Annotated in this window: 29 protein-coding genes and 1 pseudogene; 9 read left to right on the top strand and 21 right to left on the bottom strand. The window is 62.2% G+C overall.

Annotated features, from left to right (window positions below):
• Window positions 1-87 precede the first annotated feature (87 nt).
• From RSO67_RS20435 to RSO67_RS20420, 4 genes are all read left to right on the top strand, one after another.
• Window positions 88-837 carry a F0F1 ATP synthase subunit A gene (locus RSO67_RS20435; RefSeq protein WP_089266839.1) on the top strand — a complete coding sequence of 250 codons (750 nt, stop codon included), beginning with the start codon at window positions 88-90 and terminating at the stop codon, window positions 835-837.
• 75 nt (window positions 838-912) lie between these two features.
• Complete coding sequence (locus RSO67_RS20430) at window positions 913-1,140, top strand: F0F1 ATP synthase subunit C (RefSeq protein WP_068732626.1); 228 nt, start codon at window positions 913-915, stop codon at window positions 1,138-1,140.
• A 62-nt stretch (window positions 1,141-1,202) separates the two neighbouring features.
• Window positions 1,203-1,772: a F0F1 ATP synthase subunit B' gene (locus RSO67_RS20425; RefSeq protein WP_315840336.1), complete on the top strand. Its 570-nt coding sequence runs from the start codon at window positions 1,203-1,205 to the stop codon at window positions 1,770-1,772.
• 4 nt (window positions 1,773-1,776) lie between these two features.
• Window positions 1,777-2,265, top strand: coding sequence for an ATP F0F1 synthase subunit B (locus RSO67_RS20420; protein WP_068732624.1), 489 nt, complete (start codon window positions 1,777-1,779; stop codon window positions 2,263-2,265).
• A gap of 70 nt (window positions 2,266-2,335) precedes the next feature.
• Here RSO67_RS20420 and RSO67_RS20415 read toward each other — a convergent pair whose 3' ends face one another.
• From RSO67_RS20415 to coxB, 12 genes are all read right to left on the bottom strand, one after another.
• Window positions 2,336-3,019 carry a hypothetical protein gene (locus tag RSO67_RS20415; protein ID WP_315840335.1) on the bottom strand — a complete coding sequence of 228 codons (684 nt, stop codon included), beginning with the start codon at window positions 3,017-3,019 and terminating at the stop codon, window positions 2,336-2,338.
• 154 nt (window positions 3,020-3,173) lie between these two features.
• Window positions 3,174-3,761: a GNAT family protein gene (locus tag RSO67_RS20410; RefSeq protein ID WP_315840334.1), complete on the bottom strand. Its 588-nt coding sequence runs from the start codon at window positions 3,759-3,761 to the stop codon at window positions 3,174-3,176.
• A gap of 34 nt (window positions 3,762-3,795) precedes the next feature.
• Window positions 3,796-5,085, bottom strand: a complete 1,290-nt coding sequence (locus RSO67_RS20405) for a M16 family metallopeptidase (protein ID WP_093761650.1) — start codon at window positions 5,083-5,085, stop codon at window positions 3,796-3,798.
• Window positions 5,085-6,500 (bottom strand): threonine synthase, encoded by a 1,416-nt coding sequence (gene thrC, locus RSO67_RS20400; RefSeq protein WP_170849832.1) that lies wholly within the window; start codon window positions 6,498-6,500, stop codon window positions 5,085-5,087. Before thrC ends, RSO67_RS20405 begins: the two co-directional genes overlap by 1 nt.
• A 127-nt stretch (window positions 6,501-6,627) precedes the next feature.
• Window positions 6,628-7,383, bottom strand: a complete 756-nt coding sequence (locus RSO67_RS20395) for an SURF1 family protein (protein WP_315840333.1) — start codon at window positions 7,381-7,383, stop codon at window positions 6,628-6,630.
• Window positions 7,380-7,775, bottom strand: a complete 396-nt coding sequence (locus tag RSO67_RS20390) for a DUF983 domain-containing protein (protein ID WP_315840332.1) — start codon at window positions 7,773-7,775, stop codon at window positions 7,380-7,382. The genes RSO67_RS20395 and RSO67_RS20390 overlap by 4 nt, the downstream gene beginning before the upstream one ends.
• 79 nt (window positions 7,776-7,854) lie before the next feature.
• Window positions 7,855-8,712: a cytochrome c oxidase subunit 3 gene (locus RSO67_RS20385; protein ID WP_068732710.1), complete on the bottom strand. Its 858-nt coding sequence runs from the start codon at window positions 8,710-8,712 to the stop codon at window positions 7,855-7,857.
• A 96-nt stretch (window positions 8,713-8,808) separates the two neighbouring features.
• Window positions 8,809-9,459, bottom strand: a complete 651-nt coding sequence (locus tag RSO67_RS20380) for a cytochrome c oxidase assembly protein (protein ID WP_315840331.1) — start codon at window positions 9,457-9,459, stop codon at window positions 8,809-8,811.
• An 18-nt stretch (window positions 9,460-9,477) separates the two neighbouring features.
• The gene (locus RSO67_RS20375; RefSeq protein WP_315840330.1) at window positions 9,478-9,651 is read right to left on the bottom strand and encodes a CoxF protein; all 174 of its coding nucleotides are present in this window, start codon (window positions 9,649-9,651) and stop codon (window positions 9,478-9,480) included.
• 16 nt (window positions 9,652-9,667) lie between these two features.
• Complete coding sequence (locus tag RSO67_RS20370; RefSeq protein ID WP_315840329.1) at window positions 9,668-10,609, bottom strand: heme o synthase; 942 nt, start codon at window positions 10,607-10,609, stop codon at window positions 9,668-9,670.
• A 97-nt stretch (window positions 10,610-10,706) separates the two neighbouring features.
• A complete protein-coding gene (gene ctaD, locus RSO67_RS20365) occupies window positions 10,707-12,332 on the bottom strand; it encodes a cytochrome c oxidase subunit I (RefSeq protein ID WP_315840328.1) in 1,626 nt (541 codons plus the stop codon).
• Window positions 12,333-12,435: 103 nt separating this feature from the next.
• Window positions 12,436-13,281 carry a cytochrome c oxidase subunit II gene (gene coxB / locus RSO67_RS20360; protein ID WP_089266828.1) on the bottom strand — a complete coding sequence of 282 codons (846 nt, stop codon included), beginning with the start codon at window positions 13,279-13,281 and terminating at the stop codon, window positions 12,436-12,438.
• A gap of 483 nt (window positions 13,282-13,764) precedes the next feature.
• Between coxB and RSO67_RS20355 the strand changes: the two genes are divergently transcribed.
• The gene (locus RSO67_RS20355; protein WP_315840327.1) at window positions 13,765-14,325 is read left to right on the top strand and encodes an invasion associated locus B family protein; all 561 of its coding nucleotides are present in this window, start codon (window positions 13,765-13,767) and stop codon (window positions 14,323-14,325) included.
• An 18-nt stretch (window positions 14,326-14,343) separates the two neighbouring features.
• Here the strand turns inward: RSO67_RS20355 and RSO67_RS20350 are convergent, their stop codons facing one another.
• From RSO67_RS20350 to RSO67_RS20340, 3 genes are all read right to left on the bottom strand, one after another.
• On the bottom strand, window positions 14,344-14,976 hold the full coding sequence (locus RSO67_RS20350; protein WP_315840326.1) for a TlpA disulfide reductase family protein: 633 nt from the start codon (window positions 14,974-14,976) through the stop codon (window positions 14,344-14,346).
• A 46-nt stretch (window positions 14,977-15,022) separates the two neighbouring features.
• Window positions 15,023-15,535: a hypothetical protein gene (locus RSO67_RS20345; RefSeq protein WP_315840325.1), complete on the bottom strand. Its 513-nt coding sequence runs from the start codon at window positions 15,533-15,535 to the stop codon at window positions 15,023-15,025.
• A gap of 89 nt (window positions 15,536-15,624) precedes the next feature.
• Window positions 15,625-16,008, bottom strand: a complete 384-nt coding sequence (locus RSO67_RS20340) for a DoxX family protein (protein WP_315840324.1) — start codon at window positions 16,006-16,008, stop codon at window positions 15,625-15,627.
• Between the two features lie 233 nt (window positions 16,009-16,241).
• On the opposite strand from RSO67_RS20340, the gene RSO67_RS20335 reads away from it, so the two are divergent.
• Complete coding sequence (locus tag RSO67_RS20335; protein WP_410001902.1) at window positions 16,242-16,574, top strand: winged helix-turn-helix transcriptional regulator; 333 nt, start codon at window positions 16,242-16,244, stop codon at window positions 16,572-16,574.
• A gap of 17 nt (window positions 16,575-16,591) precedes the next feature.
• On the opposite strand, the pseudogene RSO67_RS20330 reads toward RSO67_RS20335, so the two are convergent.
• A pseudogene (locus RSO67_RS20330) lies at window positions 16,592-17,775 on the bottom strand (PepSY-associated TM helix domain-containing protein).
• A 343-nt stretch (window positions 17,776-18,118) separates the two neighbouring features.
• Here RSO67_RS20330 and tldD point away from each other — a divergent pair.
• Window positions 18,119-19,546: a metalloprotease TldD gene (tldD, locus tag RSO67_RS20325; RefSeq protein ID WP_120288161.1), complete on the top strand. Its 1,428-nt coding sequence runs from the start codon at window positions 18,119-18,121 to the stop codon at window positions 19,544-19,546.
• Window positions 19,543-20,319 carry a signal peptidase I gene (lepB, locus tag RSO67_RS20320; protein WP_315840323.1) on the top strand — a complete coding sequence of 259 codons (777 nt, stop codon included), beginning with the start codon at window positions 19,543-19,545 and terminating at the stop codon, window positions 20,317-20,319. Before tldD ends, lepB begins: the two co-directional genes overlap by 4 nt.
• A gap of 16 nt (window positions 20,320-20,335) precedes the next feature.
• Here lepB and RSO67_RS20315 read toward each other — a convergent pair whose 3' ends face one another.
• The 5 genes from RSO67_RS20315 to RSO67_RS20295 all read right to left on the bottom strand — a co-directional run bounded on the left by RSO67_RS20315 (window position 20,336) and on the right by RSO67_RS20295 (window position 23,857).
• Window positions 20,336-20,827 (bottom strand): hypothetical protein, encoded by a 492-nt coding sequence (locus tag RSO67_RS20315; protein ID WP_315840322.1) that lies wholly within the window; start codon window positions 20,825-20,827, stop codon window positions 20,336-20,338.
• Window positions 20,828-20,837: 10 nt separating this feature from the next.
• The gene (locus tag RSO67_RS20310) at window positions 20,838-21,197 is read right to left on the bottom strand and encodes a DUF6152 family protein (protein ID WP_315840321.1); all 360 of its coding nucleotides are present in this window, start codon (window positions 21,195-21,197) and stop codon (window positions 20,838-20,840) included.
• Window positions 21,198-21,224: 27 nt separating this feature from the next.
• Complete coding sequence (locus RSO67_RS20305) at window positions 21,225-21,740, bottom strand: PAN domain-containing protein (RefSeq protein ID WP_086937046.1); 516 nt, start codon at window positions 21,738-21,740, stop codon at window positions 21,225-21,227.
• 149 nt (window positions 21,741-21,889) lie between these two features.
• On the bottom strand, window positions 21,890-23,260 hold the full coding sequence (locus RSO67_RS20300) for a glutamate--cysteine ligase (RefSeq protein WP_315840320.1): 1,371 nt from the start codon (window positions 23,258-23,260) through the stop codon (window positions 21,890-21,892).
• A gap of 96 nt (window positions 23,261-23,356) precedes the next feature.
• Window positions 23,357-23,857, bottom strand: a complete 501-nt coding sequence (locus RSO67_RS20295) for a helix-turn-helix domain-containing protein (RefSeq protein ID WP_315840319.1) — start codon at window positions 23,855-23,857, stop codon at window positions 23,357-23,359.
• Window positions 23,858-23,982: 125 nt separating this feature from the next.
• Between RSO67_RS20295 and gstA the strand changes: the two genes are divergently transcribed.
• Window positions 23,983-24,597: a glutathione transferase GstA gene (gstA, locus tag RSO67_RS20290; protein WP_068732584.1), complete on the top strand. Its 615-nt coding sequence runs from the start codon at window positions 23,983-23,985 to the stop codon at window positions 24,595-24,597.
• Window positions 24,598-24,637: the final 40 nt, after the last annotated feature.

Below are 24,637 nucleotides of genomic sequence, written 5' to 3'. Positions count from 1 at the left end.
CCTCTGCGTCGTTGGCGCAGCATTTGAGTGCCGGCTGTCCGGCAAGGAAACGCCGGACGTTCCGGCCGAATTGAAAGACCGACGTGGATGGCCGATCCGATCCATCAATTTGAGATCCACAAGATCTTCACCCTGGGCCATATCGGCAATCAGGAAATCGCCTTCACCAACTCATCGGCCTATATGTTCGGCGCCGTCGCCGTCGTGTCGCTGCTGATGATCGGTGGCAGCGCAGGACGTGCGCTGATCCCGAGCCGTTTCCAGTCGGTCGCCGAGCTGTCCTTCGAATTCGTCTCGAATACGGTGCGCAGTAGCATCGGCGAAGAAGGGATGAAGTTCTTCCCGTTCGTGTTCTCGCTGTTCATGTTCATCCTGACGGCGAATCTGATCGGCATCATCCCCTATACCTTCACCGTCACCAGCCATCTGATCGTCGCCGTCGCCCTGGCATTGATGGTGTTCCTGACCGTGCTGCTCTACGGCCTCTACAAAAACGGTCTCGGATTCTTCAAGCTGTTCGTGCCGCACGGTATTCCGATTTACATCCTGCCGCTGGTCACGGTGATCGAGGTGATCTCGTTCCTGTCCCGCCCGGTGTCGCATTCGGTTCGTCTGTTCGCCAACATGCTGGCCGGCCACATCACGCTGAAGGTTTTTGCCGGCTTCGTGACCTCGCTCAGCGCACTCGGCGCACTCGGCATTTTCGGTTCGGTGCTGCCGCTGGCCATGACCACGGCGCTGACCGCACTGGAACTGCTGGTCGCCTTCCTGCAGGCCTATGTGTTCACGATCCTGACCTGCATCTATCTCAACGACGCACTTCATCCGGGCCACTAACCACTATTCTCTAAGTGACCTGGGGAATTCCATCCCTCAACCGTCTTAATCCCTATCCCAAGAAGGAGTTTTACTATGGATCCCATCGCAGCGAAGTACATCGGCGCCGGCATTGCTTGTCTCGGCATGGGTGGCGCTGGCATCGGCGTCGGCATGATCTTCAGCCAGTTCCTCAACGGTGCGCTCCGCAATCCGTCGGCTTCCCAGGGCCAGTTCGCTAACCTGATCTTCGGCTTCGCCGTGACCGAAGCGCTCGGCATCTTCTCGCTGCTGATCGCTCTGCTGCTGCTGTTCGCCGTCTAAGCTGAAAACGGATCCGGTTGCCGCTCCGTCCTGGAGCGCTTCCGATCGATAAGGAGACTGCTGTGGCTGAAGGTCAGGGCAAATCCAAGGGCGCCGATCACGGGACTGCCGCACACACTGCGGCAGACGGTGGTCACAAGGCGTCGTTTCCGCCGTTCGAGAGCAACACCTTCGCTTCACAGCTGGTGTCGTTCGCGATCGCGTTCGGCTTGCTCTATCTGATCGTGTCGCGTCTGGCGCTGCCCCGCGTCGGCGGGGTGCTTGCGGCCCGTCAGCAGGTTCTCGATACGGACCTGAACGAAGCCGCCAAGCTCAAGGGCGATTCCGACGCTGCATTGAAGGCTTACGAAACCGAACTCGCCAATGCCCGCGCCAAGGCGCATGCGATGGCGACCGAGGTTCGTGAGAAGCTCAATGCAGAACAGGAGCAGGCCAAGGCGAAGCTCGAAGAGAGCCTTGCCAGCAAGCTTGCTGCAGCGGAGCAGACCATTGCCACCACCCGCGCAACGGCGATGGGCAATGTGCGCAGCATTGCTGCGGACACGGCCTCGGCGATCGTCGAACGCTTGACGGGCATCAGCCCGGATGCAGGCGCCGTCAACGCCGCGCTCGACGCGTCGCTGAAAGGATAAACGGATGTTCGGACTTCAAGCTGAATTCTGGGTCGCCGTCGCTTTTGTCCTTCTGATGGCGGTGTTCGGCTGGTTCGGTATTCACCGCACCATCCTGACGGCGCTCGACCACCGCAGCGTCCGCATCAAGCAGGAACTCGACGACGCCCGTCGCCTGCGTGATGAAGCCGCCGCGCTGCTCGCAGACTACAAGAAGCGTCATGCAGCGGCCGAGCGCGAAGCGCAGGACATCATCACTTCCGCCAAGGAAGAGGCCGAGCGCATTGCCGCCGAAGCCAAGACCAAGATGGAAGATTTTGTCGCTCGCCGCACCAAGAGCGCAGAGGGCAAGATCGCAATGGCGGAAGCCCAGGCTATCGCAGACGTTCGCGCAGCCGCAGCCGAAGCCGCAGTGAATGCCGCAGCCTCGGTGCTATCGCAGTCCGTAAAGGGCTCGGTGGCCGACGACCTGATCGCCAAGGGCATCGGCGAGGTTCGCTCCAAGCTGAACTAAGCGAAAGACTTCAAACTGAAAAAGCCGGCGCGAGATGATCGCGCCGGCTTTTTTGTTGGCTGTATGACGCCTAGCGCCGCTTGCGTGCGGGCGCCTGCGATTTCAGGGCTTGCGGATCAAAGCCGATATAGAAGATGTAGGAATCGCCTGCGGTGCCCGTCGGCACGGGATAGACAAGATCCTCGCCGACCAGACTGAACGGCACGCTGGTCTCGCTGCCGAGTTGCACGGTGGTCTGGAACACCTTGGTGGCAATGGTCTTCGGCGTCACGCCTTCCTGCACCACGGCAACACGCAGCGGCACATCAACCGCCGCCGGCGCGCCCGCCGGGCCGACAATGACGCGGCCCTGGATGCCGAGCTTGACCGAAATCTGACCGGCATTGAGATCGCAGGAGCGCGCCGTCCGGGTGATAGTGGCCTGGAAGGCCAGATCGTTGCCGACCGCGGGCTTGCCTGCAGCGCCGACCGCATAGGTCGAGGCGCCCGGCCGGATGCTGACGCTCGGGCAGGTCAGATCGTTCTCATCGGTCTGCGGCGACTGCGGCGCGCCGACCTCGGTGGACTTGCCCGAGAACAACTGGGTGAAGCGATCGGTCATCGACGGGCTGCCGCCGCCGCTGCTCGGCGAACCGCCGCCGAACATACTGCCGCCGCCGCACCCGGCCAGTGTCAGGCTTGCTGCAGTGATCACCAGCAGGCCGCGGAGCGCGCCGGTGCGGCCGCTGATCGGCATCGAACGAATGTTGCGCATTATGAAGATATCCCCGGAAATTCAGTCGTTTGCGCAGCCCCGCCCAAGGCGTGCGCAGGGCCTTATAACAGCGCAATGGCGGCGAACCCAAGGCGCTTGAAAGAGGACAGATGCGCGCCATTGCGCCACATCCGGACATCGCGTTGCAGCAAGGTTACCCGCGGAAATCCTCATGCAGCATGCCGTAAAGCAGGTGATCCTGCCAGATGCCATTGATGCAGAGATAACGCCGCGCCAGTCCCTCGCGCGAGAAGCCACACTTCTCCAGCACCCGCACCGACGGCAGGTTGGTGGGAATGCAGGCCGCCTCGATGCGGTGCAGGTTCAACTCGCCAAACAAGGTCGGCAACAGCACCCGCAGCGCCGCGGTCATGACGCCCTGCCCGGTATAGGGCTGGCCGACCCAATAGCCGATGGTGCCGGCCTGGACGATACCCCGGCGCACATTGGCCAGCGTCACGCCGCCCAGCAGCGTGCCATCGGACTCGCGAAACACCAGAAACGGATAGGCACGATCGGCCGCCGCATCGTCGGCATAGCGGCGCAGCCGGCGGCGAAAGCCGGAGCGCGTCAGGTCGTCTGACGGCCAGATCGGCTCCCACGGCGTGAGATAACCCCGGCTCAGCTCACGCAGATCGGCCCATTGCGGAAAATCGCTCATCACGGGCGCGCGCAATGCAACGCCGTAGCCGCGCGGCGCCAGCGCCGCCGGCATGCTCGATGGCAAACGAAACAGGGCCATAGGCTCGCTCCCTGATGCCTCGGACCTCGCCTGCCTAGTGGAGCAGGCTCTTGTCCTTGGCGCGGGTCAATCCTTCCGCAAAAGCCACTGCCGTGTCCAGCCCCCGGCCGCTGCCGAGCGCCGCCACGGCCGGACGGCTGCGCGTCAGCAAGCCACGGGCGACATTACGGGTCGATTCCACGCTAACATCATCGATGCGCTGGACGAGCTCTTCCACGGTGAGCGGACGGCCATAGGCCAGCATGTGCCGCGCCAATTGCTCGGCACGCGAGCTGCAGCTCTCCAACGCCATGAGCAGACCGGCCTTCATCTGCGCCTTGGCGCGCGCGATTTCGGCTTCGGTCAATGTCTCCACCGACTCGTTGATGACATCGACGATGACTTCCATCATCTCCGGTGCATCGGTCGGATCGGTGCCGGTATAGAGACCGAAGAAGCCGGTGTCGGTATAGGGCGCGTGGAAGGTGTAGATCGAATAGCAGAGGCCGCGCTTCTCGCGCACTTCCTGGAACAGACGCGACGACATCCCGCCGCCGAGAATGTTGGTAAAGACCTGCAGGCTGAACAGCGACAGGTCCGATTGCGGCAAGCCTTCCAGCGCCAGCGTCAGATGCGCCTGTTCGAGATCGCGATTGACCACGCGCGAGCCGCCCTTGCCGAACATCGCCGGCTGCGGCTTCGGGGCTGCGGTGCCTTCAAAGCTGGAAAAGCGATCGGCGGCTTCATGCACGACCTGGCGATGATTCACGGCACCGGCCGCAGCCACCACCATGTCCGGCCCGCGATAATGCGTAGACAGGTAGCTCTGCAGCATGTCGCGATCAAAACCCTTCAGCGTCTTGGCGGTGCCCAGAAGCGAACGGCCCATCGGCTGGTCGGGATAGCATAGCTCGTTGAGATGTTCGAACACGACATCGTCCGGCGTGTCCTGTGCCGCACCGATCTCCTGCACGATCACGCTCTTCTCGCGCTCCAGCTCATCCGGCACGAAAGTGGGATTGGCGAGAATGTCCGAGAGCACATCGAGCGCCAGCGGCACATCGGCCTTCATCACGCGGGCGTAATAGGCCGTGGTTTCGGTCGAGGTCGCGGCATTGAGATCGCCGCCGACCGCCTCGATCTCCTCGACGATCTCGCGCGACGAACGCTTCTTGGTGCCCTTGAACGCCATGTGTTCGAGCAGATGCGAGATGCCGTGCTCGTTGGGCTTCTCATCGCGGCCACCGACGCCGGTCCAGACGCCGAGCGCTGCGGTTTCCAGATGCGGCATGGTATCGGTGATGACCGTCAGGCCCGAAGGCAGTTTGGTAACTTCGACGGTCATCAGGACACTCCTTGCTTCGCAGCGCGGCTGACCGACAGCACGAACTGCTCAATATCGCTTTGGTCATTCTTCATGACCTTAATATGCTCGGGCTTCGTCATCAGCCCTTCGAGATAGACCGGCAGTGCCGGCCGCACGCCGCAAGCCGCTTCCACCGCATCGGGGAATTTTGCCGCATGCGCCGTCGACAGCACGACATTGGGCACATGCATCTCGGTGGTGTCGCGATCGGCGACGGCCAATGCCACGGCGGTGTGCGGATCGATCAGATCGCCGGTCTCGCGCCACGCCGCGCGAATGGCGGCCGAGGTCTCGTCCTCGTCGGCGCGACCGGATTCGAAATCGGCACGGATCGCAGTCAGCACCTTCTCGGGCAGCACGAAACGGCCGGACTGCTTCAGCGAATCCATCAAGCCGCGCACCAGCGCGGCATCGCGGCCGGAGGCTTCGAACAGCAGCCGCTCGAAATTCGACGACACCTGAATGTCCATCGACGGCGACGACGAGGCGTGAACCTCACGCACCTCGTAGATGCCAGTCTTGAGCGTACGATCGAGGATGTCATTGACGTTGGCGGCGACGCGCAGCTTGCGCACCGGCAGACCCATGCGCTTGGCCACATAGCCCGCAAAGATGTCGCCGAAATTGCCGGTAGGCACCGTGAAATCAACGCTGCGCGCAGGCGCACCGACGGCGACTGCCGAGGTGAAGTAGTAAACCACCTGCGCAACGATACGTGCCCAGTTGATCGAGTTCACACCCGACAGCGACACGGCGTCACGAAACTTGTGATGATTGAACAGGCCCTTCACGATCGCCTGGCAATCGTCGAAATGGCCTTCGACGGCGAGCGCATGGACGTTCGACGCGCCGGTCGTGGTCATCATGCGACGCTGCACGTCGGAAATACGGCCGTTCGGAAACAGCACGACGAGATCGACATTGTCGCGGCCGGCGAAGGCATCGACGGCGGCGCCACCGGTGTCCCCGGAGGTCGCGACGACGATGGTGGTGCGTTGATTGCGCTTGGCGAGGACGTGATCCATCAGCCGCGCGATGAGCTGCATGGCGACGTCCTTGAACGCCAGCGTCGGGCCGTGAAACAGCTCGAGCACGAACTGGTTCGACGCGGTCTGGTCGAGCGGCACCACGGCGGGATGGCGGAAGGTGGCATAGGCCTCATTGGCCATGCGCCCGAGATCCTCGTCGGAAATCTCGCCGGCCACGAAGGGCCGGAGCACTTCGACGGCGACTTCCCAATAGGGCCGGCCGAACAGCGACGCGATGGTCTCGGCCGAGAGCTGCGGCCAGACCTCGGGAATGTAGAGGCCGCCATCGCGGGCAAGCCCGGTCAGCATGACATCGCAAAAGCCGAGTTTCGGGGCCTCTCCCCGCGTCGAGATATAGGTCGTCAAGGCGTCCTCCAAAGGCGCGGAAACCGCCAAGCCTTTGATAATAATGGGGTTAAAACTTCACGCCGCGTGAAATCGAAGGGCACCATAATGGGTTTCGCCGGGCGAGGAAACCAACTTTGGCCGGGGTTCAGGCCCGCCGCTGGCCCCGGGTCCAGACCCCGAAGGCAATCACCACGGCGGCAGCGAGGCCAAACCAGGTGATGGCATATTGCATGTGGTCGTCCTTGAGATGGATTTCGAGCGGACCGGGCTTTGGGATGGCGTTGGCCGGCACGGGCGTTTCCAGATCGACATAGAACGGGGCAACAGGGCCCCAGCCGAGCGCCTGCGCCATGGCGCGCTGATCGCGGTTGAACCAGAGGCGTTTGCTGACGTCGTCGTGGGGCGTCAGCGTGCCCGCGGTTTCGGGAAAACGCAGATAGCCGGTCAGGGTTACGGGCGCGCCGGTAATGAGCTTCTGCACGGCGCGGTCCTGCTGGGCGCGATCCTGCATCGTGTTCTGCACGAAGCCGGCATTGATCACGACGGTCTCGCCGGATGCCAGTTGCGCCGGCAGGAAGGCCCAGGTCACCGGGCCCGGCACATCCGGCCGCACCCCGGAGCCGGAGCTGTAGACCATGCCGTCAGGGACCGGCTTGTAGGTGGCCGAGAAGCTGACGCGGCGGAATTCATCCTTCGCCGGGGTCAGCGCGCTCCATGTGGATGGCAGCGGCAGTACACCGGGCGCACCCGCAAGTCGCTCGGTGAGCGCTGCAATCAACGCATGTTTCTCGGTGCGGCGCTGCAGCTGCCAGAAGCCGAGACTGAGGAGCACACCGACGATGATGAGCGTGACGATGCCGAGACCGGTGATACTGCGCTGGCGCGCTGCAGCAGTGTTCATTTCGGCGTGCGATCGATGAGTTGGCCTTCGGAGGCCTTGTGGTGGAATTGCAGGGCGATCAGCAGCGACTTCATGGAGCGCAACGGCAGCAGCGTGGTCGCGAGAATCAGCGGCAGCCACAGCGCGGCGTGCAGCCAGAATGGCGGCTGGTACTTGACCTCAACCACCAGCGCGCAGCCAACGACGATGGCACCGGCGAGCATGATGATGAAGATCGCCGGACCATCGCCGGTGTCGATGAAAGCATAGTCCAGTTCGCAACGCTCACAGCGCGGCGCCAGATTGATGAAGCCGGCATAGAGCTTCCCTTCGCCGCAGCGCGGGCATTTGCAGCTCAGGCCGCGAATGACGGTCTGGCCAAGACTGACGGGAACAGCGGCTTGATCGGGCATCGAGTCGAATTCTTTCACGGCCAAGCGCCAAACAAAAAGGGCGGCCCTGCGGCCGCCCTCTTGTAGCACCCGAATACGGTCAGTGCGCGGCTGCGCCGGCGATAGGGCCGCCGTAGCCCCAGACATAGATCGTAATGAACAGGAACAGCCAGACCACGTCCACGAAGTGCCAGTACCAGGCGGCGAATTCGAAGCCGAGGTGCTGTTTCGGCGTGAAGTGACCGGCATAGACGCGGAACAGGCAGACCAAGAGGAAAATGGTGCCGACCAGCACGTGGAAACCGTGGAAGCCGGTCGCCATGAAGAAGGTCGCGCCGTAGATGTTACCCTTGAAGCCGAAAGCAGCGTGGGCGTATTCGAACGCCTGCACGCAGGAGAAGGCCGCGCCGAGCAGCACGGTGAGGATCAGCGCATACTTCACCGCCTTGCGGTCGCCTTCCAGCAGGGCGTGATGTGCCCAGGTGACGGTCGTGCCCGAGGTCAGCAGGATCAGCGTGTTGAGCAGCGGCAGGTGCCAGGGATCGAAGGTCTGGATGCCTTTCGGCGGCCAGACGCCACCGAACAATGCTTCGCGGGTGGCATGGACGGGATCGCCGGGGAACAGCGACGAATTGAAGTAGGCCCAGAACCAGGCGACGAAGAACATCACTTCCGAAGCGATGAACAGGATCATGCCGTAGCGATGGCTGATCTGCACCACGCGGGTGTGGTCGCCCTTGTACTGGGCTTCGCGAACCACGTCGGTCCACCAGCTTGCGAACACGTAGAGCACGCCGATGGTGCCGACGCCAAATACGATGGGCGCCGCGGCATACATGTGATGCATCCAGCTGACCGCGCCGACCGCCATGATGAAGGCGAACAGCGAGCCTACCGCCGGCCACGGCGAGGGATCGACGAGGTGATAGTCGTGGTGCTTAGCTTGCGCCGTAGCCATTGCGGTTCTCTCCGTCAGCTGCGCCGGTTGAAGCCGGTGCGAGTTCTCTCAATTTTATAACTCGGAACGCTCCAGGATTTCTCTCGGAGCTTTCTCTTAGAGGTTACCCTTGCGCTTGTCAGTCTCCGTCGCCGCCAGCGGCTTCGGCGCCGGATCGCGCAGGGGGTAGAACGTGTAGGACAGTGTGATCGACTTCAGTCCGTCATTCTCGCTATCCGCGGCAAGCGCAGGATCGACATAGAACACAACGGGCATTTCGCGCTTCTCACCGGGCGCCAGTGTCTGGTCGGTGAAGCAGAAGCAATTGATCTTCTGGAAATAGGCACCGACCGTCAGCGGCGCCACATTATAGGCAGCCTGTGCGGAGGTGATACGGGCGGACTGGTTGGTCACGGTATAGAATACGGTGACCACCTCGCCGATCTTGACCTCGATTTCGCTCTGCTCCGGGACGAATTTCCATGGCAGGCCGCCCGACACATTGGCATCGAAGCGCACGGCGATCTTGCGCGCGATCGGGCCCGTCGCGGGTGCTGAACTCGCCACCATCGTGGTGCCGTTGAAGCCGGTGGCGCGGCAGAACCAGTTATAGAGCGGCACGGCGGCGTAGGACGCGCCGACCATGAAGGCGACCAGCAGACCGCACGCCGCAGCCACCGTCGCATCGCGACCCAGACCGCGGCGCGCAACCTTATCGCTGCGCGGGCTGCTCACTTCGACTGGCTGGATCTGCGGCTGATCGGTCATGTCACTCAGCTTTTGTCATTACATGGGCCGGATGAGAACGGCCGGCCCTTTGACCATGGTGACGGCAAAGAACAGCACGACGAGAACGCCGAGCGCCCAGGCGATGGCCAGCGACCGTTCGCGCCGGCTCTTCTTCTGTGCCTCGGTGAGGACGATGCCTTCCGGCTGTTCAGGCTTGCGTTCGTTGTCCATTGGATCATGCGCCCCTCTACCAGACCAGCGGGAGGATGGCCTTCACGACCACCTCGAGCAGCAGAATGGCAAACAGCGCGAACAGATAGACGATCGAGAAAGCAAACAGCTTGCGCGTCGCGCGATTGGCAGGCGTGCCTTCGCGCAGACGATAGACCTGCACGGCGAGATACATCATGCCGGCGCCGAGGATCAGCGAAGCCACACCGTAGATGGCCGAGAAATAGCCGAGCGGCCAAGGCGCGACGGCAGTTGCGACCAGCACGACGGTGTAGAGCAGGATCTGCAGCCGGGTTGCGTCGGGACCGGCGACCACCGGCAGCATCGGCACGCCGGCGCGGGTGTAGTCGTCGTTGCGGAACAGGGCCAGCGCCCAGAAATGCGGCGGGGTCCAGAAAAAGATGATCAGGAACAGCAGGACCGGCTCCATCGAGAGCGTTCCCGACGCCGCAGCCCAGGCAACGACCGGCGGCAGCGCACCGGCGGCGCCACCGATGACGATGTTCTGCGCGGTCCAGCGCTTCAGAGCGATAGTGTAGATCACGACATAGAAGAAGATGGTGAAAGCGAGCAGCGCCCCGGCCAGCCAGTTGACGAGGATACCGAGCGTCATCACGGAGAAGAAGGCCAGCACCAGACCGAAGGTCAGTGCTTCCGGCCGGGTGACGCGGCCACGCGGAATCGGGCGGTTGGCAGTGCGCGACATCAGCGCGTCGATATCGGCTTCGTACCACATGTTCAGCGCGCCGGAGGCGCCGCCTCCGACAGCGATACAGAGGATCGAGGTGATCGCCAGCACCGGGTGATGATCGCCCGGCGCCAGGAAATAGCCGACCATGGCCGTGAACACGACCAGCGACATCACCCGCGGCTTGAGCAGCGCGATGTAGTCGGCAACACCCGCTTCGGAGATGCGGGGAGCAGACAGGTCGATGGTATGGTGGTCGAGGACGGACAAGATCAATCTCACTTTGTTACACGCACTCCGCCGAAACCAGACTGGCCGCGGCGGAGGCATTCAGAGGCGCGGCGCCCGAAGGCGCCACGGATAGTCGTTACTTGATGCGCGGCAGCACTTCGAACTGATGGAACGGCGGCGGCGAGCTCAGAGTCCATTCCAGCGTGGTTGCGCCGGCACCCCACGGATTGTTCGCAGCCTTTTCCTTGCGGACGAAAGCTTCGATCACACCGTAGATGAAGATCAGCACGGCAAAGCCGGAGATGTAGGAGCCGATCGACGAGACCAGGTTCCAGCCGGCGAAGGCATCCGGATAGTCGACATAGCGGCGCGGCATGCCCGACAGACCGAGGAAATGCTGCGGGAAGAACACCAGATTGACGCCAATGAAGGTGACCCAGAAATGCGCCTTGGCGATGGTTTCCGAATACATGTAGCCGAACATCTTCGGGAACCAGTAATACCAGCCGGCGAAGATGGCGAACACAGCGCCGAGCGACAGCACGTAGTGGAAGTGCGCGACCACATAGTAGGTGTCCTGCAGCACGCGATCGACGCCGGCATTGGCCAGCACGACGCCGGTGACACCGCCGAGGGTGAACAGGAAGATGAAGCCCACGGCCCACAGCATCGGCGCCTTGAACTCGATGGAACCGCCCCACATCGTGGCGATCCAGGAGAAGATCTTCACGCCGGTCGGCACCGCGATCACCATGGTTGCGGCGACGAAGTAAGCCTGCGTCGCCGACGACATGCCGACGGTGTACATGTGGTGCGCCCAGACGACGAAGCCGATGCCGCCGATGGCGACCATCGCATAGGCCATGCCGAGATAACCGAACACCGGCTTCTTCGAGAAGGTCGAGATGATCTGCGAGATCATGCCGAAGCCGGGCAGGATCAGGATGTACACTTCGGGGTGACCGAAGAACCAGAACAGATGCTGGAACAGGATCGGATCACCGCCGCCGTCTGCGGCGAAGAAGGTGGTGCCGAAGTTGCGGTCCGTCAGCAGCATGGTGATGGCGCCCGCCAGAACCGGCAGCGACAGCAGCAGCAGGAACACGGTGACCAGGATCGACCACACGAACAGCGGCATCTTGTGCAGGGTCATGCCCGGCGCGCGCATGTTGAAGATGGTGGTGATGAAGTTGATGGCGCCGAGGATCGACGATGCACCGGCGATATGCAGCGCCAGAATCGCGAAGTCGACGGCAGGCCCCGGATGGCCCGATGTCGAGAGCGGCGCGTACATAGTCCAGCCGGCACCGACGCCGTTGGCACCGGGCTCGCCCTCCACGAAGGTCGAGATGATGAGCAGTGCGAAAGCAGCAGGCAGCAGCCAGAACGACACGTTGTTCATGCGCGGGAAGGCCATGTCCGGCGCGCCGATCATCAGCGGCACCATCCAATTGCCGAAACCGCCGATCATCGCAGGCATCACCATGAAGAAGATCATGATCAGACCGTGCGAGGTGACGAAGACGTTGTAGGTGTGGCTTTCGTGGAAGATCTGGACGCCCGGATACATCAACTCGATGCGGATCAGGATCGACATGATGCCGCCGATGACGCCCGCCACGATCGCGAAGATAAGGTACATCGTGCCGATGTCCTTATGGTTCGTCGAATAGACGTAGCGCCGCCACCCCGTCGGATGCGCATGCGCATGATCGTCGTGGGCGTGATCGTCGTGAGCCGGTGTTGCCGCGGTCGTTGCCATTTTCAAATCCTGCTTTGTCTTCTTCTGGCAGTCTTTGGACCTTGCGGTCCCCTCGCCCTAATTTCTTACAGTGCGTGCGGAGCCTCGCGGCTCCGCCACCCGCTTACTGCGCCACAGCAGTTCCGGCCGAAGCGTAGGAATTCGCCGGATTGGACGCGAACTTCTTCTTCGCGGTCTCGACCCATGCGGTGAATTCCTGATCGCTGACGACGCGGATCGCGATCGGCATGAACGCGTGATCTTTGCCGCACAGTTCCGAGCACTGGCCGTAGAACATGCCGGTCTTGGTGGCCTTGAACCAGGTCTCGTTCAGGCGGCCCGGAACGGCGTCGATCTTGATGCCGAAGGACGGGATCGCGAAGGAATGGATGACGTCCGCGGCGGTCGTCTGCACGCGCACGACCTTGTTCACGGGAACGACGACTTCGTTATCGACGGCAAGAAGGCGCGGCTGCTTGTCGGTGGCCATCAGCGAGTCGAATTCGAACGGGCCGTTGTCGGGATAGCTGTAGGTCCAGAACCACTGCTTGCCGGTTGCCTTGATGGTCAGGTCGGCTTTCGGAATATCGAGTTCCAGGAACAGCAAACGGAACGACGGCACCGCCACTGCGACCAGGATCAGAACCGGGATGATGGTCCACGCCACTTCGATCAGCGTATTGTGCGTGGTCTTGGATGCGACCGGGTTGGCCTTGGAGTTGAACTTCATCACCACGATGACGAGAAGTACAAGCACGAACAGTGTGATGGCGGTGATCAGCCAGAGCAGGAAATTATGAAACCAGGTGATGTTCTCCATCACCGGCGTGGCGGCTTCCTGCAGCTTGAATTCCCACGGCGCGGGCTGGCCCATCACCTCTGCGAATGCAGCACCGCCAAAAGCAAGCCCGGCCCCAACAACTGCTAACCCCAGCAACCGGCGGCCAATCTGGCCCCTCGACATCCTCATGCCGCTCGCGCTCCCATATTTACTGTCGCATTTCGGCCTGTCGCCGAATTATGCCGCCCGATCCGCACCCTGCCAATTTGCCAAAACGCCCAAGTGATTGGCCTGGAGGCAATTGTTAGAATGCGTCGAAATCTAGCCTCTCAAACCATAATTCGCGGTCTGTCGCAATGCAGGAGTGGCGCATCCCGTAATGCATTCGGCGGTATTGAACGAAGGTCGCAATTGCTGCATGAAATCAGATATAAAGAGGCGTGCGGCAGCCGAACGGCGCTTGACAGCGGAATTGTCCGATGTAGGCACAGATCAGGCGATCGGCAGGATGCTGATTCGCGCCTGCGAGCGCTTTCGTGGCTCCGTGGATGCCTTCAAGGCGCCGTCATTGCCGTATCATTCCGTGGTCTGGAAAAATCCTCCGGACAGACAGCGTCAAGCGTGCTGCCCTGGACTACGACCACCACGTCACCGCCTAAGGAATCGACCCGGATGGGGCACTCGAAGTTGCAGCATAAACCGACCCTGAACCGCCCGGCCCGCGGGATTGCAGGCTGGCGCTGGCTGGCGCTCGGTTGTCTCGCCCTGGCGGCGATCGCCGCCGTCCCGGCTACCGCCAGCGCCCAGGGTGCGGTGCGCTCGGTTCATGGCGACTGGCAGATCCGCTGCGACACCCCGCCCGGTGCCCAGGCGGAACAATGCGCCCTGATCCAGAGCGTGGTGGCGGAAGACCGCTCCAATGCTGGCCTCACGGTGATCGTGCTGAAGACTGCCGACCAGAAGAGCAAGCTGATGCGCGTGGTGGCGCCGCTCGGCGTGCTGCTGCCGTCGGGCCTCGGCCTCAAGCTCGACAATCAGGATGTCGGCCGCGCCGGCTTCGTGCGCTGCCTGCCCAATGGCTGTGTTGCCGAAGTCGTGATGGACGACAAGCTGCTCGCCCAGCTCCGCACCGCGAAGACCGCGACTTTCATCATCTTCGAAACGCCCGAAGAAGGCATCGGCTTCCCGCTCAGCCTCAACGGCATCGGCGAGGGTTACGACAAGCTGCCATAGGCTTTGAACCCGGCAGCATTAGCCGGAACCACGCCCTCTGTAATAGTCCAGCAATCGCCGGGCATCTTCAGATGCCCAGTCCGCCTCGCCAGCAAGATATCCTTCGACCTGCCCCGTCGTCCCGATGAGATATGAGATAGGCATCGCGTAGAGGCTGAACGGAGTGTCCGGAGCAGCTACCTCGCCGGCACGCGCGACCAGTCCACCAGGGTCGATACCGACATCAAGGTGTCTCAGCTTCAGGCTGCGTACGAACGAAGCAACGTCTGCGCGATCGGTGGCAATCGCAATAACCTGCAGATTCGCGCGCGTCTCGATATCCTGCAGCCGATCAAGGATCGGCAACTCGGTCTTACACGCCGGGCACCATGTCGCCCAGAAATTGACCAGAACGACCTTTCCTGGAAACGCGGTCAGATAGACCGGCTTGCCGACAAGGCGAGGCACCGCAACGGACGGGATCGGACGCGCTCCCCGGATGACAGTGAACTGATGCCGCGCGGTGCCAAAGGGCGGCGGCCCATCAGGCCGCGCATCCGCGGCAGCGCCCCCCGCCGCCAATGCGGCCGTCGTGGCCAGTGCCCCTTTGAGCAGCGTACGTCGCGAGATTGGCGAGCGAGCAATAGCCCGTCCGCGATGCGGTATTGTCACGGTCCAGCCTCCGATGGGCATCAAATAAGGTCGCGAAGGGTGCCGCTCAGGATCGGATATAGGACCAACCCGCTTCCTGTAGCTCGATGATCCGTCCAGGCCCGCTCGGAACCATCTGGACATTGTCGATAAACGAAATCGGATGCCCCTCGCTGCGCTCCATGCCGAGCTTGGTCGCTTCGCAGACCACGAAGCGAATGTCGGGCGTGAGAGCCTGGACGACCTTCAGCAGTTCCTTGACCGGCGACGTATCCACTCGAAACATATGAATGCCGGCGTTGTAAGCGACGATTTCGATCGAGAACTCCTGCTTCGTCTCCCGGTAGTATTTCGGCAGGTTCAGCGACGTCGAAATCAGTGCTCTCATGACGGTCGGATCGTCAGTGTTGATCTGCAGTACGAGACGATGTGCCTTGACCGCCGCAGGCTTCGTCTCCGGCGCCCACTGCTTTGAAATGGCGGACCCTGCATCCGTCAAAGCCAGGGTGACGAATAACGGTGCCGCAAATGCCAGACCGAACGCCACCGTGGCCAAAGCCTTGCCGCTATAACTCCGCATTGAAATCATCACTTGCACTCGAACACACTGAAACGTTCGGCTTTTGCCAACGGTATCCGTGGATGGCGGATGAGAGCGACGAGCGCTCGCTACCTGAGGATCATGCTGCGCTTGGCGTAAGCCACGATAGCGCTCAATGCGAGCAGCACGATCGCCGGAATCGGTGAGCCGCCAATGACAAACACATGGGTAAAAATCGCACCGATCATGATGCAGCACAGGAGGACCGCGCCAAACGCGACCGTTGAGGGAATGATGATCAGGGCTGCTCCGAATATCTCGAGCGTGCCGGTCAGATAGCGGAACCATTGCCCAAGACCGATATGTTCGAACTCTTCGACGAGCATCGGCACGCCGTAAAGCTTGGCAGTCCCCGCAGCAGCGAACGCCAGAGCGAGCAAGCCCCTGACGGCCCAGAGACTGATGGAGGTCCAGCGCCGCGGCGCTGACGAGGTGACGGAAGACGATGACATGGGCGGCTCCGAAGATGGTCAAAACGGTTTCGGCGGCGCGGCTGACGGCAAAGTCTGCTTCAGATCCACGGCGCGCTTTCGAAGCACAAATTTCGGCAGTAAGATGAAAAAGACAAGTAGAATGCTTTTTCTGAGATAGTATGAAAAACATGACTAATGGAAAAACAGGCGATATCGCGCTCCCCGAATGTCAGCAGGGCCGGGAAGTAGAAGATTTTCATCGGGCGCTGGGGATGATTACCGGCAAATGGAAATGTGAGATCCTCTGGCAACTGGTCCAGAGCAAACACCGGTTTGGAGAACTGCAGCGAGCGATTCCGAGTGTCACGCAACACATGCTGACGACGCAACTGCGCGATCTCGAGTCCAACGGGCTCGTCAAGCGCACGGTCTTCGCCGAGATCCCTCCGAGGGTGGAATATGAAATCACGGAATCGGCGAGAGCGCTCAGGCCGGTCTTCGACGAACTGTTCCGATGGTCGCAGGCGCATTTCTCTGCGATGCAGGCCCGATCCGCGACCTCATCCGGATCCGACGAGAGCGCAGCACCCCTGACTCATCCTTGATCCGGGAACGGAGCGCCTTACTCGCCGGGCACCAGCCCGACCGCATGACGGCGCCCGGGCTTCGATGCCGCGCGCAGGCGGCGGCGCGAGAAATACAGGATGAAGCCGGTCACGGTGAACAACGGCATCAAGGCCGCGGCCAGCAAGAACACGATGCGGCCGGGCAATCCCAGGAACGCACCGGTGTGGATGTGCAGCACCGCGGCCAGAATGCGCTCACCGAATGTCTTGTCGTTGTAGAGCTCTGCCGACACCATGCGGCCGGTCACGCCATCGATGCGGAAATCGTCGCGCGCTTCATCGAATGACGCATCCTTTGCCACCGAGCGGATACGCACGACACTGCCCGGTCCGTTCGGCACCTGCATGATCGCCATCGCATAGCGGCTGCCTTGATCAGCCAGAAACGTCGACCAGACCTTGTCGAGTGACGGAGTCGCAGGCGCATCAGCGGCAGGTGCTTTGGCGCCCCCTTTGCTCCGCGCATGGCCGGCGCACTCGCAGCGGGCTTGCTCGACAGAAGCCAAGTGGCGCTGGCCTTGTACCAGTCGAACGACCACCAGAGGCCGGTGAGAATGGTCACCAGATAGACCGGCAGCAACCACGTGCCGACGACGCTGTGCAGCGACCTGTGAAACGGACGGCCGGGCATCGCCAGATTCGGCCTCAGCCAAGCCTTGATGCTGCGGACACGGCGCGGCCAGCGCAACACCATCCCGGAGATCAGCAATACGAACAGGCCAAGCACGGCGACGCCGGTGATCAGACGGCCATAGCCATTGCCGTTGCCCGGCAACAGCAGAAAGCGATGCAGGTTGCGCAGGGTCGCGAAGAAGCCCTCCCCCTGCATCGCAGAGACGACGCGGCCATCATAGGGATCGACATAGACCGACGAGCGCTCCCCAGTCTCGCTGCGGGCAAAGCGCATACGTACGGCGATACCCGGTTCGCTCGAAAAAACGATGAGGCCAACCTTGCCCGCCCCCGGCACCGCCTGAACCCGCGCCACCAACTCATCAGGTCCGAGCACAGGTGCGGGCCGCGGATCGACCTTCGTCACATCGCGGTTCAACGCCGCGACGATCTCGTCCTCGAAGCTCAGCAGGGCGCCGGTCAGACCGATCAGGCCGAGAACCAGCGAGATCGCCAGGCCGATGATGGAATGGACTTGCAGGAATGCGGATTTGGTTCGTGAGGCCATGAAAAGCGATAACTGCCAGAAGAGATTGGTCCTGCAAGGAATACCGTTCACACAGGATGGTCCTCGGAGGTCTACCGCACCGCAGCCTGAGGCGCATCGGAGCGCAGTTTGTAATAGCTCCAAGGTAGCCCCATCATGGCTGGCACGGTTGCCCCCAGAGGATCTCGCCCCGGCGATGTGCAGGCCTCCCTTTTTGTCAAAACAGCACCTATCTTGGTTTGAATCGCCTGTTTCGCCGCAGGTTACGCCATTGTAAGGCGACCCATCCCCGGGTTGTCGCTACAAATTGAAATCGTGGCCCCGCGCCTGGCGCCGGGGCCGCGCAGCTGACATTGGAGCCTGCATGACCAGCCCAGCCACCACCTCCCTGATCGACCGCGCCAATCTGGACCGCGACGAGGTTCGCCGCGAGCTGATGCGGGGGCTACAGGGAGCTGACGATGGCGAGCTGTTCCTCGAATACAGCCAGTCCGAGGCGCTCGGTTTCGACAACGGCCGGCTAAAGCAGGCAACCTACGACACCGCGCAGGGTTTTGGCCTTCGCGCCGTCAAGGACGATGCGGTCGGCTATGCGCATTCCTCCGACGTTTCGATCCCGGCGCTGATCCGTGCGGCCGATGCGGTCAATGCGGTCCGTGGCGGCTATGCGGGCACCTTTGCCGCAGCGCCTTCGCATACCAATGTGCGGCTCTATAGTGACGACAATCCGCTGGACGCGCCGGGCTTCGAGGCCAAGGTCAAGCTACTGGCGGAGATCGACGCCTATGTGCGCGACAAGGATCCCCGCGTCCGCCAGGTCTCCGTCTCCCTCGGCGCCACCTGGCAGGTAGTCGAGATCCTGCGCCCGGACGGCGAGAGCTACCGCGACATCCGTCCGCTGGTGCGCGTGAATATCTCCGTCGTCGCCGGTCAGGGTGACCGGCAGGAAAGCGGCTCGAAGGGCTATGGCGGCCGCGAGGGCTATGCGCGCTTCATCGAGAGCGGGTCGTGGCGCACGGCAGCTGACGGCGCGCTGCGCGAGGCGCTGGTGAACCTCGAATCGATCCCGGCCCCTGCCGGCGAAATGGACGTCGTGCTGGGACCAGGCTGGCCCGGTGTAATGCTGCATGAAGCCGTCGGCCACGGGCTCGAAGGCGACTTCAACCGCAAGCAGACATCGGCTTTCGCCGGCCTGATGGGTCAGCAGGTTGCCGCCAAGGGCGTGACGGTCGTCGATGACGGCACCATCTCGTCGCGCCGCGGCTCGCTCTCGATCGACGACGAAGGCACGCCGACCAACCGCACCACACTGATCGAGGATGGCATCCTCGTCGGCTACATGCAGGACCGCCAGAATGCGCGCTTGATGGGCATGAAGCCGACCGGCAACGGCCGCCGCCAAGGCTATGCCCATGTGCCGATGCCGCGCATGACCAATACTTACATGCTGGCCGGCCAGCGCGATCCCGCGGAAATCCTCGCCTCGGTGAAGAACGGCATCTATGCGGTGAACTTCGGCGGCGGCCAGGTCGACATAACCTCCGGCAAATACGTGTTTCAGTGCACCGAGGCCTACAAGATCGAGAACGGCAAGATCGGCGCCCCACTCAAGGGCGCAATGATGATCGGCAACGGTCCGACCGACCTGCACCGTATCAGCATGATCGGCAACGATCTCGCGCTCGATGATGGCATCGGCACTTGCGGCAAGCATGGCCAGGGCGTGCCGGTGGGCGTCGGCCAGCCGACGCTGCGCATGGACAAGGTGACCATCGGAGGAACGGGCTCGTGACCACGGATACCGAAACCACAACCGTCGCATCGACCGCAAAACGCTGGTCCGGTCAGCTGGCACAGATCGTCGCGATCGTCGGCATCGTATTCGTGGCAAAGGGCGCGCTCGCCGAGCCGTTCTATGTGCCGTCGGCCTCGATGGAGCCGACGCTGCTGATCGGCGATGCACTGCTCGCAACCAAATTTCCCTACGGCTACTCAACAGCCTCGCTGCCGATCCATGTCTCCCTTCCCGAGACCGGCCGCGTCTTCGCGACCACGCCGAAGCGCGGCGATGTCGTGGTGTTTCGCTGGCCCGGCGACCGCTCCCAGGTCTGGGTCAAGCGCGTGATCGGCCTGCCCGGCGATCGCGTCGAACTGCGCGGCGGTCAGGTCTGGCTCAATGGCGTCGCGACGTCGGTGAAGGCCGACGGCATCGGTGCCGCGGAAGACGATAGCGGCGGCTCCGAACCGGCGCATCGCTATGTCGAGACCCTGCCCGGCGGCGTGTCGCATCCGATCTTCAAGCTGCGCGACAACGGCCGCCTCGACAACACGCCGGAAGTCGTCATTCCCCCCGACCATCTGTTCGTGATGGGCGACAACCGCGACAACTCTGCCGACAGCCGCGTGCCGGTGAGCCAGGGCGGTGTCGGCCTGCTGCCGATGGATAATCTCGTCGGCCGGGTCGATGCCATCGTCGGCTCATGGGATCTCGGCGTGCGCAGCCAGCCGGTCACCAACTGGCTGTCGGGCTTCCGCATGGCGCGGTTCTTCACCGGGGTGCATTGAGCGCCGCGACAGCAGCTCAGAAGTAAGCAATCGCGCGGCCGCATATGGCGACCGCGAACCAGATGGCCATTGATGCCAGCGCGCCTTGCCGCGCACCCGCAGGCATCGGTGACAGCGGCGGCAACGCTGCGATCCTCGGCACGATCATCGCCTCGACCCAAACGACATTGAGCAAGCCCAGCGCGATCAGAGCCGCCTTGATCTGAAACACGCGGTTCAGCACCACATGACTCGCTTCGGCGGTAAACAGAATGCCGCCGGTGAGCACGAGGCCGAGAAATCCGGCAATGGCAAAGCGGCGCGCCCTGCGCAGCAGCGGACCGGGCGCCGTTGCAGCCAACCCGCCCGCGAGCCGGACATCCATCACCGCAATGGCACCGGCGAAGAACATCAGCGCGACGATGTGGCCGATATTGGCGGACATATAGAGCCAGCGCGATTGCCGGATCGCAGCGCCAATTGCGGACGCTTCCATGGCCATGAAGATTGCGGGTGCGCCCTCGGTCATGGGCCGGGCGCTATCGCAGTTCGTAGGTTTTGCCGTCCACGGTGATGCGTTCGGCGCGCATCTCGTCCTTCTCGACGGTGGACGGATAGCCAAACGCCGAGACGGTCTTGCCGACAGCCACGATATCGGCAGATGCCCCGCGCGCCGTCATGCGGGAGGTCGGCGCGAGAGTGACGGTCCAGGCCTTGTCGGCCCCCTTGATCACGATCGTCGCGTGCGGATTCTCGAATTTGCTGTTTTCGACAGGACCGTTCACGGTGACCGGATTGGCAGCGTCGTAGCTGCCCCAACCGTGATGGGCGACGGCGGCGACCGTCGTAACAGCGATCAGTAATCCAGCGAATGTCAGTGCGGGCAGGAGACGCGTCATGGCTCAACTCCCTTTATTGCCGGAATGCTACCTCACAACGCCCGAGATGAAACCCGGTTTTCGCCGCGGCGGCTTGATGTCGTTTTTCAGGAAGCAGCGCGCATTCTTGCCGGCATAGCCAGGCCGCGCAAAGGTCCAGGCGCGGCATTTATTGTCGCCCTGGCAGGCATCGCGGCAGGCATCGCCGTGCTCGGCCTTGTCGTCGTTCTTGATCTCGAACGAACGATAGTCACCGCCAAAACGATCTGTCGAGGTTTCCACCGGACCGGTGCGCGGCTCGATGACACCGGCGCCACGCACGCCGGAGACGCAGCAATAGCTCTCGACCCGCGGCGGCACCTTGTCTTTCAGCCAGCACACTGCATTTTCGGAATTGTCGCTCGGATAGTTGAAGCTCCAGGCACGGCACTTCTTGTCGCGCTCGCAGATCAGCGCGCATTCCGCGGGATCGCCGGACAGCGAGACCGAGCGCGAATAATCACCGCCGGGACGATCGAAATTGGTTTGCGCCTGAGCAGGTGCAACGGCTGCGACCAACAGCATGGCGAGGGCTGTCAGACACGCTCTGAACAGGTTCCTCGGCATGCAGGATGACTTTCAGCGGTTTGCAAACGGCGTAAGAAGGACGTCATTGGAACGCCGGTCACCTGTACCGCTGATGAACAGATTTTCAGCTTCGCCAAGCCGCTGATCTAGAAGCAGTATTCCTTATAGGCTGGCGCCACCGAGCCACCCCAGGCGCCATGGAACCTGTCGAGCATCTGCTCGGCCGGAGTCTTTCCGGAATCCAGTATCCGATCGAGTGCCTCCAGATGGTGGGACTCATCGCGGCCGTGCGCGTCGAGCTTGCCGCGCCGGCGCAGGCCACCATGGGCCAGCTGCAGACACTCTTTGGCGATTTCGAATAGATACCGATCCTTGATCTTCGCCTTGAAGCCCAACTTCGGCACATCGTCGCGCAACGCCTGTCGCTCGGCCGCAGTCCAGTTCTTGACGATATCCCAGGCCGCATTGAGGGCGCTGTCGTCATAAAGCAATCCGACCCAGAACGCCGACAGCGCCGGCAAACGATCCGACGGCACGCCATCGGCGCCGCGCATTTCGAGATAACGCTTCAGGCGGACTTCCGGGAAAATCGTCGAGAGATGATTGGCCCAATCCGAGAGAGTGGGACGCTCGCCGGGTATCTTCTCGTTCTTGCCCGCAAAGAAATCGCGGAACGATGAGCCCGACACATCGATGTAAGTGTCGCCGCGCTTGACGAAATACATGGGAACATCCAGCGCGTAATCGACCCAGCGCTCGAAGCCCATGCCGTCTTCGAACGCCCACGGGATCATGCCCGAGCGCGCGTTATCGGTGTCGCGCCAGACTTCGGACCGGAACGACAGGAAGCCGTTCGGCTTGCCCTCAGTGAACGGCGAATTCGCGAACAGCGCCGTCGCGATAGGCTGCAGCGCAACGGAGACGCGCAGCTTCTTGACCATGTCCGCTTCCGAGGAGAAGTCGAGATTGGTCTGCACCGTGCAGGTCCGGTACATCATGTCCAGACCGTACTGGCCAACTTTGGGCATGTAGTTGGTCATGATCTTGTAGCGGCCCTTGGGCATCACCGGAATCTGCGCGCGCGACCAGGATGGCGTGAGACCGAGGCCCAGAAAGCCGATGCCGAGCGGCGTCGCCACTTCACGCACCTGCGCCAGATGCGCCATCAATTCGGACTGCGTCTGATGGATCGTCTCCACCGGCGCCCCCGACAATTCAAACTGGCCGCCGGGCTCAAGCGAAATCGCGCCGCCGCCGGTGACGTCATAGAGGCCGATGATATTGCCGGCTTCCATGATCGGCTCCCAGCCGAGCAGATGCTTCATACCGTCGAGCACCGCGCCGATGCCGCGCGGGCCTTCGTAAGGCACGGGATTGTGACCGACGAGCGTAAACGGCGTCTTCTCGTGTTCGGTGCCGATGCGGAATTCCGATGGCGGCTTCACGCCCGCCGCCAGCCACGCCACGAGTTCGTCGCGCGATTGCAGCGGCGTCATATCGATTTGGTCACGCGCCATGGAAATTCCGAATGAAAGGCGCTGCAATCTGTTGCGCGCGGTGTCGGGAACGCCCGCGGCCCGTGCGGGTCGCGAACGCAGGCAAAAATTTAAGGTTCATCGCGCCGGCGCGGCGTCTCTGGCGGCCGGCGATGTCACTGTCGATGCCGCTTCTTGGCACGCACAGCCGAGCCGGTCGAGCAGGCCGCACAGTTTTGCTGCATCTGCGTCGGACAGTTTCGAGCCGACATGTTTCTCGATCGCCGTTGAATAGGCGCAGCCCATCTTCTTATGCAACTCGCGCCCGGCAGCCGTGATCTCGACGAACAGGCCGCGCTTGTCCATCTTGCATTCGCGGCGTGCAGCCAGGCCTTCGTCGACCAGGCGATCGATCAGCCGCGATGTCGAATATTGCGGTATCAGCATCTGCTTTTCGAGCTCGACCGGGCGCATCTCGCCGGTCGGCGAGCGCGACAGCTCGGCCAACGCGTCGTACCATGCGAGCGGCGGAAAGCCGGCGCGCTTGAGGTCCTGCTCGACGCCGTCCAGCACCCGGCTCTGGATTCGCATCAAGCGGATCCAGGCGGCTGTCGCCTCAAGGGAAGGTTTACGTTTCATGGCTCAGTCCAAATGGTGGCGGCACCCTAGCCCACTTGATGCAGCTGCATCAATCTTGACTCTTTCATGCATATGCATTTAGTCACCCGCGTGGTTAAACCAATGTCCTCAGGGAGGAATTTTCGATGAAGCTGTATTATTCGCCAGGCGCCTGTTCGCTCTCGCCTCATATCGCACTTCTCGAAGCCGGCCTGCCTTACGATCTCGTGAAGGTCGACCTCAAAGCCAAGAAGCTGGAAAATGGCGACGACTATCTCGCCATCAACCCCAAGGGCCAGGTGCCGGCCCTCGGCCTCGACAGCGGTGCGCTCGTCACCGAAGGTCCGGTTATCGTGCAGTACATCGCCGACCAGGCCGCTGCCAAAAATCTGGCGCCAGCCAATGGCAGCGATGCACGCCGCCAGCTGCAGGAGTATCTTGGCTTCATCAATGGCGAGCTGCACAAGAACTTCAGCCCGCTGTTCCAGCCGGTGTTCGATGACGAGGTAAAGGGCTTCTTCAAGACCCGCCTGATGGGCAAGTTCAAATATCTCGATGGCCAGCTCGCAGGTAAGGACTATCTGCTGGGCAAGGATTTCAGTGTCGCCGACGGCTATCTGTTCGTGATGCTGAAATGGGCCGACCGGATGAGCATCGATCTCTCCGAGTTCAAGAACCTGATGGCCTACAAGGATCGCGTCGCTGCCCGCCCGCAGGTGCAGGCCGCGCTGGAAAAGGAAGGCCTGATGAAGGCGGCGTAAGCTGCTGGCATTGAGCTGAAATACGAAAGGGCCGGATCAT

The sequence above is a fragment of the Tardiphaga sp. 709 genome (genome assembly GCF_032401055.1).
Taxonomy (GTDB): domain Bacteria; phylum Pseudomonadota; class Alphaproteobacteria; order Rhizobiales; family Xanthobacteraceae; genus Tardiphaga.
This window is presented reverse-complemented; position numbering and strand designations above follow the sequence as displayed.